Source organism: Thermomonas brevis, from assembly GCF_014395425.1.
Taxonomy (GTDB): domain Bacteria; phylum Pseudomonadota; class Gammaproteobacteria; order Xanthomonadales; family Xanthomonadaceae; genus Thermomonas; species Thermomonas brevis.
The window spans coordinates 2,015,079-2,029,088 of the sequence record NZ_CP060711.1; the positions used below are offsets into that span (position 1 = coordinate 2,015,079).

11 protein-coding genes are annotated in these 14,010 nt (G+C 69.4%); 7 read left to right on the forward strand and 4 right to left on the reverse strand.

What is annotated here, in order from left to right:
- Positions 1-3: 3 nt before the first annotated feature.
- Positions 4-765 carry a bifunctional demethylmenaquinone methyltransferase/2-methoxy-6-polyprenyl-1,4-benzoquinol methylase UbiE gene (gene ubiE, locus H9L17_RS09245; RefSeq protein WP_187569183.1) on the reverse strand — a complete coding sequence of 254 codons (762 nt, stop codon included), beginning with the start codon at positions 763-765 and terminating at the stop codon, positions 4-6.
- A gap of 161 nt (positions 766-926) precedes the next feature.
- On the opposite strand from ubiE, the gene H9L17_RS09250 reads away from it, so the two are divergent.
- Positions 927-1,745 (forward strand): D-hexose-6-phosphate mutarotase, encoded by an 819-nt coding sequence (locus tag H9L17_RS09250; RefSeq protein ID WP_187569184.1) that lies wholly within the window; start codon positions 927-929, stop codon positions 1,743-1,745.
- 62 nt (positions 1,746-1,807) lie between these two features.
- Positions 1,808-2,647 (forward strand): energy transducer TonB, encoded by an 840-nt coding sequence (locus H9L17_RS09255; RefSeq protein ID WP_187569185.1) that lies wholly within the window; start codon positions 1,808-1,810, stop codon positions 2,645-2,647.
- 73 nt (positions 2,648-2,720) lie between these two features.
- Here the strand turns inward: H9L17_RS09255 and rho are convergent, their stop codons facing one another.
- Together rho and trxA are read right to left on the reverse strand one after the other, a co-directional pair.
- On the reverse strand, positions 2,721-4,412 hold the full coding sequence (gene rho / locus H9L17_RS09260) for a transcription termination factor Rho (protein WP_187569186.1): 1,692 nt from the start codon (positions 4,410-4,412) through the stop codon (positions 2,721-2,723).
- A gap of 239 nt (positions 4,413-4,651) precedes the next feature.
- Positions 4,652-4,978 (reverse strand): thioredoxin, encoded by a 327-nt coding sequence (trxA, locus tag H9L17_RS09265; RefSeq protein WP_187569187.1) that lies wholly within the window; start codon positions 4,976-4,978, stop codon positions 4,652-4,654.
- Between the two features lie 209 nt (positions 4,979-5,187).
- Between trxA and rhlB the strand changes: the two genes are divergently transcribed.
- From rhlB to H9L17_RS09285, 4 genes are all read left to right on the forward strand, one after another.
- Positions 5,188-6,900 carry an ATP-dependent RNA helicase RhlB gene (rhlB, locus tag H9L17_RS09270; RefSeq protein ID WP_187569188.1) on the forward strand — a complete coding sequence of 571 codons (1,713 nt, stop codon included), beginning with the start codon at positions 5,188-5,190 and terminating at the stop codon, positions 6,898-6,900.
- A gap of 76 nt (positions 6,901-6,976) precedes the next feature.
- The gene (ftsE, locus tag H9L17_RS09275; RefSeq protein WP_187569189.1) at positions 6,977-7,666 is read left to right on the forward strand and encodes a cell division ATP-binding protein FtsE; all 690 of its coding nucleotides are present in this window, start codon (positions 6,977-6,979) and stop codon (positions 7,664-7,666) included.
- Positions 7,659-8,621, forward strand: coding sequence for a permease-like cell division protein FtsX (gene ftsX / locus H9L17_RS09280; protein ID WP_187569190.1), 963 nt, complete (start codon positions 7,659-7,661; stop codon positions 8,619-8,621). Before ftsE ends, ftsX begins: the two co-directional genes overlap by 8 nt.
- 1 nt (position 8,622) lies before the next feature.
- Positions 8,623-9,459, forward strand: a complete 837-nt coding sequence (locus H9L17_RS09285; protein ID WP_187569191.1) for a response regulator — start codon at positions 8,623-8,625, stop codon at positions 9,457-9,459.
- An 87-nt stretch (positions 9,460-9,546) separates the two neighbouring features.
- On the opposite strand, the gene H9L17_RS09290 is transcribed toward H9L17_RS09285, so the two are convergent.
- Positions 9,547-11,817, reverse strand: coding sequence for a carbohydrate binding family 9 domain-containing protein (locus tag H9L17_RS09290; protein ID WP_187569192.1), 2,271 nt, complete (start codon positions 11,815-11,817; stop codon positions 9,547-9,549).
- Between the two features lie 200 nt (positions 11,818-12,017).
- Between H9L17_RS09290 and H9L17_RS09295 the strand changes: the two genes are divergently transcribed.
- The gene (locus tag H9L17_RS09295) at positions 12,018-13,967 is read left to right on the forward strand and encodes a M1 family metallopeptidase (RefSeq protein ID WP_187569193.1); all 1,950 of its coding nucleotides are present in this window, start codon (positions 12,018-12,020) and stop codon (positions 13,965-13,967) included.
- Positions 13,968-14,010 lie beyond the last annotated feature (43 nt).

The window sequence follows — 14,010 nt, forward strand, 5'->3', positions numbered from 1 at the left end:
GCGTCAGACCTTGTAGCCGGTGTGGATGGCGACGATGCCGGCGCTCATGTTGCGGAAACTGCAACGCGCAAGGCCCGCCGCTTCCATCATCGCCTTCAATTCGGCCTGCGGCGGATGCTTGCGGATCGACTCGGCGAGGTACTGGTAGCTGTCTGCATCGCCGGCGAACAGGCTGCCCAGCTTCGGCAGCACCTTGAACGAATGGAAGTCGTAAATCGGCTTGAACCACTCCGCCTGCACTTCCGAAAACTCCAGCACCCGCGCCTGCCCGCCGGGTTTCAGCACGCGCGCGATCTCGCGCAGCGCCGCGTCCTTGTCGGTGACGTTGCGCAAGCCGAACGCCATCGTCACCAGATCGAAGCTGGCGTCGGGGAAGGGCAGGGCCTCGGCGTTGCACTGCACGTACTCGAAGCCGCGCACGTTGCCGCGATCGGTCATGCGGTCGCGGCCGACGCGCAGCATGTCGCCGTTGATGTCGCCCAAGACCAGTTCGCCGGTCTCGCCCACGCGCTCCTTCAGCAGCGCGGCGATGTCGCCGGTGCCGCCGGCCAGATCCAGCACGCGGTCGCCCTTGCGTACCTGCGAGGTGGCGACGAAGAAGCGCTTCCACAGGCGATGAATGCCCAGGCTCATCGCGTCGTTCATCAGGTCGTACTTGCCGGCCACCGAGGAGAACACCTCGCCGACCAGCTTCTGCTTCTCCGCCACCGGCACGTCGCGGTAGCCGAAGTGGGTGGTGCCGGCCTTGCCTGTCGATTCGCTCATGCGGCGATTATCGCACCGGCGGCGGAACTGTCGCGTGCATCGGCGGCGGGCAGGCCCCGCAGCGAATGTCCCCCGACAGCGGCCGGGCCGCTGTCTCCTCCTTGATTTCGCTGCGGGACCTGCCCGCCGCCGATGTGCATATCGCGTGCGACACTCCCACCATGCAAATCGAACCAATCACCTTCCGCGACACGTCCTGCATCCGCATCCAGGCCGAGGGCGCCACTGCGCTGGTCGCCCTGCACGGCGCGCAGGTGCTGTCGTGGACGCCGGCCGACGGCCGCGAGCGCCTGTTCCTCTCCGAACGCGCGGTGTTCGATGGCCGCGCCGCCATCCGCGGCGGCATTCCGGTGATCTTCCCGCAGTTCGGCGAACGCGGCCCGCTGCAAAAGCACGGCTTCGCCCGCAGCCGCGAATGGCGGTTCGAAGGCGCGGAGGGCGACGAAGCCGTGTTCGCGCTGGCCGGCGACGGTCGCGACGCCGGCTGGCCGCATTCCTTCCGCGCCCGCCTGCGCATCGGCCTGACCGCGACCCGGCTGACGGTGGCGCTGGAGATCGAAAACACCGGCGCTGCGCCGCTGGCCTTCACCGCCGCCCTGCACACCTACCTGCGCGTGGATGACATCGCCCAGGCCGCCATCGAAGGCTTGCAGGGCTGCGACTACGAGGACAGCGCCAACGGCGGCACCCTGCACCGCCAGCACGACTACGAAGTCACGTTCGAGGGGGAGACGGACCGCATCTACAACGACGTGGTGGCCCCGCTGGCGTTGATCGACGGCGATCGCAGCCTCGCCATCGAGCAGGACGGCTTCGGCGACGCCGTGGTCTGGAATCCTGGCGAGCACCTGTGCGCCCGCATCGCCGATCTCGCGCCCGACGACTGGCGGCGCTTCGCCTGCGTGGAGGCGGGGCAGGTGCTGCAGGCGGCGGTACTGGCGCCGGGCGAACGGTGGAGCGGAAGCCAGACGCTGGAGTGAGCCGGGAGCGGCGGAGCAGGCGCAGTTCTATACTTTTCCGCAGGTTTCCATTGGGGAATGTGATGCTGCGCTTCTTCCTGTTTTCGCTCGCGTTGCTGGTGGCCCTGCCGCTGTCGGCGCAAAACGCGCGTGCCGTGCGCAGGCAGGCCGAATCCAGCCTGCGCTTGAGCGGCTCGCTGGTCATCGGCACCGATGGTGCGGTGCAGGAGCATCAGCTTGATCCAGGCGCGCCGCTGTCGCCGGCGCTGGCGGCCTTCGTCGACCAGGCCATCGGGCAGTGGCGCTTCCAGCCGGTCGAGGTGAACGGTTCGGCGGTGCGCGCCAAGGTGGCGATGTCCCTGCGGCTGGTCGCACGGCGAGCCGAAGACGGCAAATACAGCGTCCGCATCGCCAGCACGCACTTCGGCGACAACACGCCGAAACAGGGGCCGAAGCTGATCCCCGAAAATCCGCCCCGATATCCCAAGGAAGTCGCGATCGCGGGAGGCGAAGGCACGGTCTATCTGGTCGCGCAGGTGGGCGCGGACGGCAAGGTGCGGAATGTCGATGCCGAACAGGTCAACCTGTACTCGGTGGGCACGGAAAAGCAGATGGCATGGATGCGCAAGCTGCTTGCCGATGCGTCGATCAGTGCGGCGCGGACGTGGAGGTTCACGCTGCCCGCCGATGCCGCCGCGTCCGGCAAGGACAGCTGGCTGGTGCGCCTGCCGGTGCAGTTCCTGGTGCGCCAGGAAAAGCCGAAGCCGGGGGATTGGGAAACCTACATTCCCGGCCCGCGCAACATGAACATGCCATGGGCGCAGCAGCAGCTGAAGATGGCCGGCAATCCGGATGCCTTGCCGGATAACGGCGTGTTCCCGCTCGAAGAGGGCGCGAAATTGCTGACGCCGTCCGCGCCCTGAATCCCGGCGCCCGAAAAACGAAACGCCCCGCAGAAATGCGGGGCGTTTCATCATGCAGCGATGGAGCGACGGATCACTTCCGCATCGAACTGAAGAACTCGTCGTTGGACTTGGTGTTCTTCATCTTGTCGAGCAGGAACTCCATCGCCGCGATTTCGTCCATCGGGTGCAGCAGCTTGCGCAGGATCCAGATCTTCTGCAGCAGGTCGGGTTCGATCAGCAGGTCCTCGCGGCGGGTGCCGGAGAGGTTCACGCCGATCGCCGGATAGACGCGCTTCTCGGTGATGCGACGATCCAGATGCACTTCGCTGTTGCCGGTGCCCTTGAACTCCTCGTAGATCACCTTGTCCATCGCGCTGCCGGTATCGACCAGCGCGGTGGCGATGATGGTCAAGCTGCCGCCTTCCTCGACGTTGCGGGCCGCGCCGAAGAAGCGCTTCGGGCGATGCATCGCGTTGGAGTCCACGCCGCCGGTCAGCACCTTGCCGCTGCTCGGCATGACGTTGTTGTAGGCGCGGGCGAGGCGGGTGATCGAGTCGAGCAGGATCACCACGTCCTTCTTGTGTTCGACCAGGCGCTTGGCGCGTTCGATCACCATTTCGGCGACCTGCACGTGGCGCGCGGCCGGCTCGTCGAAGGTGGAGGAGATGACCTCGCCGCGCACGGTGCGCTGCATTTCGGTCACTTCTTCCGGACGCTCGTCGATCAGCAGCACGATCAGGTGGACATCGGGATGGTTGTAGGTAATCGCGCTGGCGATCTGCTGCATCATCATCGTCTTGCCGGCCTTCGGCGGGCTGACGATCAGGGCACGCTGGCCCTTGCCCTGCGGGGCCATCAGGTCGAGGATGCGGCCGGTGATGTCCTCGCTGGAACCGTCGCCGCGCTCCAGCTTGAAGCGCTTGCGCGGGAACAGCGGGGTGAGGTTCTCGAACAGGGTCTTGTTCTTGGACGCTTCCAGCGGCTCGCCGTTGATGGTGTCCACGATGTTGAGCGCGAAGTAGCGTTCGCCGTCCTTGGGCCAGCGGATGCGGCCGGAGACGTGGTCGCCGGTGCGCAGGTTGAAGCGGCGGATCTGCGACGGGCTGATGTAGGTATCGTCGGGGCCGGCCAGATAGCTGGCCTCGGCGGCGCGCAGGAAGCCGAAGCCGTCCGGCAGGATTTCCAGCACGCCGTCGGCCTGCACGCCTTCGCCGTGGCGGGTCAGCACCTTCAGGATCGCGAAGATGATGTCCTGCTTGCGGGCGCGGGCCACGCCTTCGCTGATCTGCAATTGATCGGCGATTTCCAGCAGCTTGTGCGCGGCCATGCGCTTGAGGTCGCCCAGCGAGTAGGTCGGGAAGCCTTCCGGCACCTGCGGATGCGGGCGCGGCACGAAGGGTTCGCCGTTGCCGCCGTCGTCCTGCATGCCGCCGTCGCGGTAGCGTTCGCGCTGGCGGTCGCGGCGGTTCTTGAAGCGCTCGCGGCGGCTGTTGCGCTGGCCGTCGTGCTGCTGGCCGCCTTGGCCGTGCTGCGCGGGATGCGGGTTGGCGCCTTCGGCCTGTTGGCCTTCGCGCTGCGGCTGGCCGTTGCCGGCATCGGCGGCGGGCTGCGGCGCGGCGGGGGCCGGGGCGGACGCTTCGGGCGCGGCCGGCGGCGGAGTCGGCGCGGGCGCGTCGGCCAGCGCGATCTCGGATTGTTCGGGGGCGCGCGGCTTGGCCACGCGGGGCTTGCGCACGCGCTTCTCGGCGACTTCGCCGGTGGCGTCGTTGGTGGTATCGGACAAGGGGAAAAACCTCGCTTCGTTGCGAGCGCCTGCGGGTGCGCAGGCGGGATCGTCGGGGAGTGGATCAGATGGGTGCGGCGCGCCGGGAAAAGCGACGGGGCGGGCCGGGTGGGCAGAAACTAGCACCGGCGCGGCATCGCGCGCAACTGGCTTCGTTCAGCTTGGGCGGGCGGCAGGCCGCCCGCGGGTGCGGCGCCTGCGGGAAAGGCGGCGTCCGCCCTTCCCGCGGGGAATACGGATCAGAGCGACTTGTCGATCATCTGCGCCAGCTGGGCCTTGCCCACCGCGCCGATCTGGGTGGCCTGTACCTGGCCGCCCTTGAACAGCAGCAGCATCGGGATGCTGCGCACGTGGTACTTCAGCGCGGTCTGCTGGTTCTGGTCGACGTCGACCTTCACGATCTTGGCCCTGCCGGCGTAGTCGGTGGCCAGCTGGTCCAGCGCCGGGGCGATCATCTTGCACGGGCCGCACCAGGGCGCCCAGAAATCCACCAGCACCGGCTGGTCGGAGGCCAGCACCATGTCGGAGAAATCGGCGTCGGTGGCGTGCAGGACGGTATCGCTCATGGGGGCTCCAATATGGCTGCGGGACGCGGCAGGCCGCGCCGGTGGTAGACTTGGGAGGTTGCGCCGGCTTTTTCAAGGCGCCGTGCCGGGAACGACCAGCCCCGGAACTCTTCCCGGCAGTCTGCGTGGCTGCCCTCCATTCATGCAAGTGGCGCAACGTAACGCGGTGTTCCATCGCAGCGCGCGCAGCCACGCCCGAGGCCGCCTCCGTGTCCGACAAGCCCCTGACCGACATCACCTTTTCCACCTTCGAACTGGCCCCCGCGCTGCAAACCGGGCTGGAGACCGCCGGCTTCACCCGCTGCACGCCGATCCAGGCGATGACCCTGCCGGTGGCGCTGGCCGGCGGCGACGTCGCCGGTCAGGCGCAGACCGGCACCGGCAAGACCCTGGCCTTCCTGGTCGCGGTGATCGACCGCCTGCTCAAGCGCCCGGCGCTGGCCGACCGCAAGCCGGAAGACCCGCGCGCGCTGATCCTGGCGCCGACCCGCGAGCTGGCGATCCAGATCCACAAGGACGCGATGAAGTTCGCCTCCGACCTCGGCCTGAAGTTCGCGCTGGTCTACGGCGGCGTCGATTACGACAAGCAGCGCGAGCAGCTGCAGCGCGGCGCCGACGTCATCATCGCCACGCCGGGCCGGCTGATCGACTACGTCAAGCAGCACAAGGTGGTCAGCCTGCACGCCTGCGAGGTGTGCGTGCTGGACGAGGCCGACCGCATGTTCGACCTCGGCTTCATCAAGGACATCCGCTTCCTGCTGCGGCGCATGCCGGAGCGCGGCACCCGCCAGACCCTGCTGTTCTCGGCCACGCTCAGCCACCGCGTGCTGGAGCTGGCCTACGAACACATGAACGAGCCGCAGAAGCTCGTGGTCGAGGCCGAGACCATCACCGCCGCGCGCGTCCGCCAGAAGCTCTACTACCCGGCCGACGACGAGAAGCTGCCGCTGCTGCTGGGCCTGCTGTCGCGCAGCGAAGGCGCGCGGACGATGGTGTTCGTCAACACCAAGGCGTTCGTGGAGCGCGTCGCGCGCGCGCTGGAGCGGGCCGGCTACCGCGTCGGCGTGCTGTCCGGCGACGTGCCGCAGAAGAAGCGCGAGTCGTTGCTGAAGAAGTTCCAGGCCGGCCAGCTGGAAATCCTGGTCGCCACCGACGTGGCCGCGCGCGGCCTGCACATCGACGGCATCAAGTACGTCTACAACTACGACCTGCCGTTCGACGCCGAGGACTACGTGCACCGCATCGGCCGCACCGCACGGCTGGGCGAGGAAGGCGACGCGATCAGCTTCGCCTGCGAGCGCTACGCGATGTCGCTGCCGGACATCGAGGCCTACATCGAGCAGAAGATCCCGTCCGAGCCGGTCACGCAGGAGCTGATGACCGCGCTGCCGCGCCCGGAACGGCCGAAGCCGGCCGAGGGCGAAAGCGACGACGGCGACAGCATCGGCGAGATCTTCCGCGAGGTGCGCGAGGCGCGCGCCGCCGAGGACGCCAAGCGCGGCGGTGGCCGCGGCGGGCGCAGCAGCGGCGGGCGTTCCGGCGAGCGCAGCGGGTCCGGCGAACGCCGCAGCGGCGAGGGCCGCGGCCCGCGTCCGCCGCGCAAGCCTCGCGTGGAAGGCGAGGCCGCCGCGCCGCCGAAGCCCGTCGTCCCCGCGCCGGCGCAGGCGGCGGTGGCCGAGGGCGATGCGCCGGCGCGCAAGCGTCGCCGCCGTCGTCGCGGCCGTCCGGTCGAGGGCGCGGAAGGCGCGGTGCAGGCGCACGCGCAGGCGGGGCAGCCCGCCAAGCCCGCGTCGCCGAAGTACGTGCCGGCGAACCGGTCCGCCTCCGCTGCCGCGCCGGCCGCCGACAAGCCGTCGCTGCTCAGCCGCATCGGCCGCGGCCTGAAGTCGCTGGTGACGCGCTCGCCCAGCAAGCAGCACTGAACGCGGTAGCGGCCGCGCTGGCCGCAGGCCGTGGCTCGGGCGATACTGCGCACTCGCCCGTCCGCCTTCCTCCCGCATGCCGGTCCTGCGTTTCGACAACGTCAGCAAGCTCTATCCCGGCGGCCATGCCGCGCTGTCCGAGGTCGGCTTCGCCGTGGACGCGGGCGAGATGCTGTTCGTCACCGGCCATTCCGGCGCCGGCAAGAGCACGCTGCTCAAGCTGATCCAGCTGGCCGAGCGGCCCAGCCGCGGCGCGGTGCTGTTCGAGGAGCGCAACCTGGCGAAGGTGCGCGGCGGCCGCATCGCCCGCCACCGCCGCGACGTCGGCGTGGTCTACCAGAACCACCAGCTGCTGATGGACCGCAGCGTCGCCGAGAACGTGGCGCTGCCGCTGGTGCTGCGCGGGATGAAGCGCGCCGAGATCGGCAAGCGGGTGCGCTCGATCCTCGGCCGGGTCGGGTTGGAGGCGCGCGCGAATGCCTTGCCGACGCAGCTCTCGGCCGGCGAACAGCAGCGCGTCGGCATCGCCCGCGCGGTGGTCGCCGAGCCGCCGCTGCTGATCGCCGACGAACCCACCGGCAACCTCGATCCCACGTTGTCGGCGGAAATCATGGCGCTATTCGCCGCGCTGCCCGAACGCGGCACCAGCGTGCTGGTCGCCAGCCACGACCTGGCGCTGGTCAAGCGCATGCGCAAGCGCGTGCTGGTGCTGGACCACGGCCGGCTGGTGGACGACATCGCCCCGGAGGACCTGGTCGATGGCTAAGCAGGACAACCAGCGCGTCGCCAACGTGCATTCCAGCCGCGCCGGCGCGTGGCTGGAGCACCACGGCTACAGCGTCGTCGCCAGCCTTGGCCGCATGCTGCGCAAGCCGTGGGCGAGCCTGCTCACGGTGGGCGTGATGGCGATGGCGCTGGCGCTGCCGCTGGGCCTGTGGGTGGTGCTGCACAACGTGCAGCGGCTGGGCGGGCAGGTGCAGGCCGCGCGCGAGGTGACGGTGTTCCTGAAGCCCGGCATCGACGCGGCGCAGGCGGACGCGCTGGCCGACATGCTGCGCGCGCGCGCCGACGTGGCGAAGGTGGAACGCGTCGCGCCGGAACAGGCGCTGGCGCAGTTGCGCCAGCGCGAGGATCTGGCGGCGGCGATCGACGCGCTGGGCGCGGACGCGGCGCGTGCGGCGCTGCCGCAGGTGCTGCGGGCGACGCCGCGCGACGACGAGCGCGCGCTGGTCGAGGCCGCGCAGGCGCTGCCGGAAACCGACCGCGTCCAGTTCGATGCGCTGTGGCGCGAGCGTCTGCAAGCGTGGCTGGGCTTCGGCGCGCGCGCGGTGCAGGTGCTGGCGGCGCTGCTGGGGCTGGGCGCGCTGCTGGTGGTCGGCAACACCGTGCGCCTGGACATCCAGTCGCGGCGCGAGGAGATCGGCGTGCTGCAACTGCTGGGCGCCAGCGACGGCTTCGTGCGCCGGCCCTTCCTCTACCTCGGCGCCTGGTACGGGCTGGCGGCGGGCGCGCTGGCGCTGGGCATCCTCACCCTGGCGTGGAAGGCGCTGCAATCGCCGCTGGCCGCGCTGGCCGCGCGTTACGGCAGCACGTTCGCGCTGCGCGGGCTCGATCCGCTGGCCGCGATCTGCGTGCTGGCCGGCGCCGGCCTGCTCGGCTGGCTCGGCGCCGGCCTCGTGACCGGGCACTATCTGCGGCAAACCCGCCCGCTGGAGCATTGAGATGGCTGGCAAACAGGATCTTCGCCACGTGGTCAGCGACGCGCCGCGGGTGATGGTGGTCGACGGCAGCAAGCTGGTGCGCAAGCTGGTCGGCGACACGCTGCTGAAGGAGCTGCCGGGCGCGCAGGTGATCGGCTGCTCCGGCATTGCCGAGGCGCGCAAGGCGCTGGAGGACGGCGCGGTCGATCTGGTGACCACCGCGCTGGTGCTGCCGGACGGCGACGGCCTGGCGCTGGCGCGCAGCGTGCGCGAGGCGTCGGGGCAGGCCTACGTGCCGGTGATCGTGATCTCCGGCAACGCGCAGGAAGCGCTGGAGACGCGCGCCTTCACCGAGGACATCACCGACTACTTCGACAAGTCGCTGGGGCAGGGCGCGCTGGCCGCGTTCATCCGCGGCTACGTGCATCCGGCGCCGATCGAGGGCGCGCGCGTGCTGTACGTCGAGGACAGCAAGGTGGTGGCGGTGGCGACCAAGCGCATGCTGGAGCGCCACGGCATGCAGGTGCTGCACATGATCAGCGCCGAGGACGCGCTGGACCACCTGCACAAGTTCCTCGGCCGCAAGGACGGCGACGTCGGCGCCGACCTGCTGCTCAGCGACGTGTACCTGAAGGGCGCGCTCAGCGGCCGCGAACTGCTCAACCAGATCCGCGGCGTGTTCCGCTACGGCAAGCGCCGCCTGCCGATGGTGATGATGACCGGCGACGACAACCGCGACAACCAGGCCGCGCTGCTGCGCGAGGGTGCCAACGACCTGGTGCTCAAGCCGATCGAGGAACGGCTGCTGGTGACCAAGGTGCTGTTCCAGCTGCGGTTGGCGAAGATGAAGCAGGAGTGAGCGAAGAGGAGTGAGGAGTGAGCGAGAGCAATCCACCGCTTTTCCTCACTCCTCACTCCTCACTTCTCTCCACTCACTCCTCGCTCCTCAAGGCTGCCAGCCGTAGCTCAATTTCAGGAACACGCTGCGGGTGCTGCCGAACATGGTCGGGTTGTCGTCGTCCATGAACGCGCCGTAGGACGCGCCGGCGTACAGCGCGGTGCGCGGGTTGATCTTGTACGAATAGACCAGCTGCGCGGCCCAGTCGCGCGCGGTCTCGTTGACCGTATCCACGTACAGCGCCTGGTCGCGCTTCACCTCGCTGCCCTGCAGGGTCACGCGCAGGCGCTGGCGCGGGTCGAACTGCCAGCTGCCGCCGGCGTTGAGCACGGTGGCGGTGAACGCGGTGCCGCCGTCGCGGCGCATGCGCTGGCGGATCAGGTCCCAGTCCACCGCGATGCCGCGGCCGACGTTGGCGTTGCCGAACAGCTCCAGCATCGTCCGCTGGCCGGTCTTGCTGGCGTCGCGGTCGATCATCGTGCCGGCCTGCAGGTAGGCGCCCAGCTGCAGGTTGCCGGTCGGGCGGAAGTTGGCGTTGAGGTCGACGTAGTGCTCGTCGAACAGCTTGCCGTTCCAGTACGCGATGCGGGTCATGCCGTGCAGGCTGGCGAAGCTCTGCATCGGCCCGTTCACGCCGACCTGCGCTTCCAGCTCGCGCTCCAGCAGCTGGCCGTCGAAGCGATGGGTGATGTCCCAGTCGGCGTACAGGCTGATGCGCTCGAACGCCTTGCCGTCGCGATACCACATGCGCTGTCCGCCGACCAGCGATTTGTCGTAGCCGACCATGCCGATGAAGCCGAGGTCGGCGCGAAAGCCGGGATCGATGCTCTCGTGCCAGGCGTCGAAGTTCCAGTTGCGGTTGCTGAACCCGTACTGCGCGCGCCAGGCGTTGCCGGACGGGGTGGCGTCGTTGCCCAGGTCGTCCTTGTACAGATCGACGATGTCGTCCGGGTATTCGGACTGGCTGTGCAGGAACTGCGCGGTCGCGGTGTGCGCGCCCTTGCGCCAGCGCGCGTCGACGCCGGCCACGTTGTTGGCGTAGTCGTCGCCCTGGCGGAAGGTGCCGATCGCGCCGAGGCTGAGCTCGGTGCCGATGTCGTAGCGATAGCGGCCCACCGCCACGTCCGCCTTTTCTTCGAGCGCCTGGAACTGCGAGCCCTGGGTGCCGGGGATCAGCACCTGCGGCGCGGCGTCGCGGGCGACGATCGCGCCGTAGGTGTTGCCGCCGTCGCGGCCGGTGACGCGCAGGCCGTAGTCCGGATCGGCGATCTGGCGGGTGTAGAGCACGTCGAACTGGCTGGTGAAGTAGTCCGCGCCTTCGAGGAAGAACGGCCGCTTCTCCTGGTAGAACAGGGCGAAGCTGTTGTTGATGTCCAGCTGCAGCTGGTCGGTTTCGACCTGCGAGAAGTCCGGGTTGATCGTCGCGTTGAGGGTCATCGCCGGCGATGGCGCCCAGCTCACGTCGATGCCCGGCTCGATGCTGGTGTCGCCGCTGCGCCACGGATCGCCCGCGGCGTCGCGGGTCTGGGTCTTGCCCATGGTCAGGGTCGGCACGACTTCCAGGTTGCGGCCCTGCTGCGCCCCGGCCATGCCGTCGTACTTGCCCCATTCGCACTGGAAGCAGTTGGAGTCGCGCGGCACCTTGTGGCTGGCCAGCTGGTGGCGCTTGTCGCGCGGCCAGTTGCGGTACAGCGAGATGCCCCAGCGCTGGTCGCCGCCGCCGGTGGGGAAGCGCAGGGTGGAGAACGGGATGCGGAACTCGACGTCGTAGCCGTCGGCGGTGAGCTGGCCGGCGCTCTGCCACAGGCCGTCCCAGCTGGAGTCTTCCTGGTTGTTGGTATTGGTCTCGTCGCGGATGATGTCGCCCTGCACGCCGAGCGGATTCACCACCAGCTCGTAGCCGCGGCGGTGGTCGTTGAAGGTGTCGAGGAACACGCCCACCCAGTCGTCGTTGAACATCGCGTCGCGGTCGCGCAGGTGCGCGCGGATCTTCGACGGGTCCGGGTCGGTGGCGTGGAAGGCCACGTACAGCGCGTCGGCGGTGTAGCCGATGCGCACGACGGTCTTCACCGGCGCCGGCGTGTTGTCGCCGGGCCGGGTGTCGTAGGCGATTTCCTGCACCAGCGCGCCCTGCCACGCGGCATCGTCGAGCTTGCCGTCGATGGCGATCTCGCCCTGCAACTGCGGGATGCGGCCGCCGGGCACGTAGTTGGCGGGCGGCGGCTGCGCGCCGGCGTCCTGGCTGGCGGCGTGGGCGAACGGGGCGCACAGTAGCAGCGCGGCGGCCAGGGCATGCGGCGTTGGAACGAACGGCTTCAAGCGGTCTCTCCGTGTGGATCGTCGTCGTTGCCTGCTGGGATGCGGCGCGATCCGCGCGGGTTGCCATGACTGATGGCAGGGGTTCGCATGCCCGCAGGGCGCGGCCAGTCTTGCGTGCAACGGCCGGCGCGCGCGCCGGGCATGCGACGGACGCCCGCCCGCGGCGATAAACTCGGGTTTTCCGCCACCGGATCGTGTCCATGCGCCAATTGCTTCTGTCCGTTTCCATCGCCGCCGCGCTCGGCGTCTCCGCCACCGGCTGCCAGGGCAACCAGAGCCCGGCACCCGCCGCCCAAGCCCCGGCCGCGCCGGCCGCCGCCGCGGAGAAGGTCGTGGACGAACATTCCTTCTCGCAGCCGGACAAGGTCCGCACCAACGACCTGGCGCTGGATCTGGCCATCGACTTCGACAAGAAGACGATCGGCGGCACCGCCACCTACACGCTGGACTGGGTCGACAAGACCGCCACCCAGCTGGTGCTGGACACCCGCGACCTGACCATCGACAAGGCCGAGGGCCTGGGCGCCGACGGCCAGTGGAGCCCGCTGACGTTCGCGCTGTCGGACAAGGACAAGGTGCTGGGCAGCGCGCTGACCATCGAGACGCCGACCCGCCCGGCCAAGGTGCGCGTCACCTATGCCACCTCGCCGGACGCCTCCGGCCTGCAGTGGCTGGCGCCGTCGATGACCGAGGGCGGCAAGCAGCCCTTCATGTTCAGCCAGTCGCAGCAGATTCATGCCCGCTCGTGGGTGCCGCTGCAGGACACGCCGCAGATCCGCTTCACCTACAGCGCGCACGTCGTCGCGCCTGCCGACGCGATGGTGCTGATGAGCGCCGACAACGACCCGAAGGCGGCGCGCGACGGCGACTACAGCTTCAAGATGCCGCAGAAGATCCCGTCCTACCTGCTCGCCATCGCCGCCGGCGACCTGGTGTTCAAGCCGATCTCCGAGCGCAGCGGCGTGTGGGCCGAGCCGGCGATGGTGGACAAGGCGACCGCCGAGTTCGAAGACACCGAAAAGATGATCGACACCGCCGAGTCGCTGTACGGCCCGTACCGCTGGGGCCGCTACGACCTGCTGGTGCTGCCGCCGTCGTTCCCCTACGGCGGCATGGAGAACCCGCGTCTGACCTTCGCCACGCCCACCGTGATCGTCGGCGACAAGTCGCTGGTGTCGCTGGTCGCGCACGAGTTGGCGCACAGCTGGTCCGGCAACCTGGTCACCTTCGCCACCGACAAGGACAGCTGGCTCAACGAAGGCACCACCACCTACGTGCAGGGCCGCATCACCGAGGCGCTGTACGGCAAGGACATGGCCGAGATGGAGGAGGTGATCGACCGCGACGAGCTCAAGCAGGAGTTCGCCTCCATCGATCCCAAGCTGCAGCGCCTGTCGCTCAAGCCCGGCACCCTGGCCGACCCGGACGACCAGTCCAGCGCCACCGTCTATACCAAGGGCGCGTGGTTCCTGCAGTTCCTGGAGAAGCGTTTCGGCCGCGAGGTGTTCGATCCGTGGCTGAAGGGCTACTTCGACCACTTCTCATTCCAGAGCATCACCACGTCGCAGTTCCGCGACTACCTGAAAGCCAACCTGATCGACAAGCATCCGAACGTGGTGACGATGCAGGAAGTCGACCAGTGGCTGTACGAGCCGGGCATCCCCGGCAACGCGCCGCAGGTGGAGTCGGGCAGGTTCAGCACGGTGAACGCCGCGCGCATCGCCTGGCAGGGCAGCGCCAAGCTGCCGGACAAGAGCATCACCGGCGCGTGGGGCACGCAGGAATGGGTGCACTTCCTCGAAGGCATGCCGGAGACGCTGAAGCCGGAGCAGCTCCAGCAGCTGGACGAGGCCTACCACTTCACCGGTACGCCCAACGGCGAGATCGCGATGCGCTGGTATCCGCTGGCCGAACGCAGCGGCTACGCCGCCGCGCGCGAGGAGATGGGCAAGTTCCTGGAGCGGGTGGGCCGCCGCAAGCTGATCCTGCCGGTCTACAAGGCGCTGGTGGCGACGCCTGACGGCCTGGCGTTCGCCGAGCAGGTGTTCGCGAAGGCCAGGCCGGGCACGCACCCGATCACCGCGGGGTCGGTCGAGGCGATCATCGACGGCGCCAAGGCCAAGGCGCCGGCCGCGCCCGTCGCGCAGTAACCGCCGCGCCCGCGCCGGCCGCTGCCGGCGCGGGGCGGTCCGG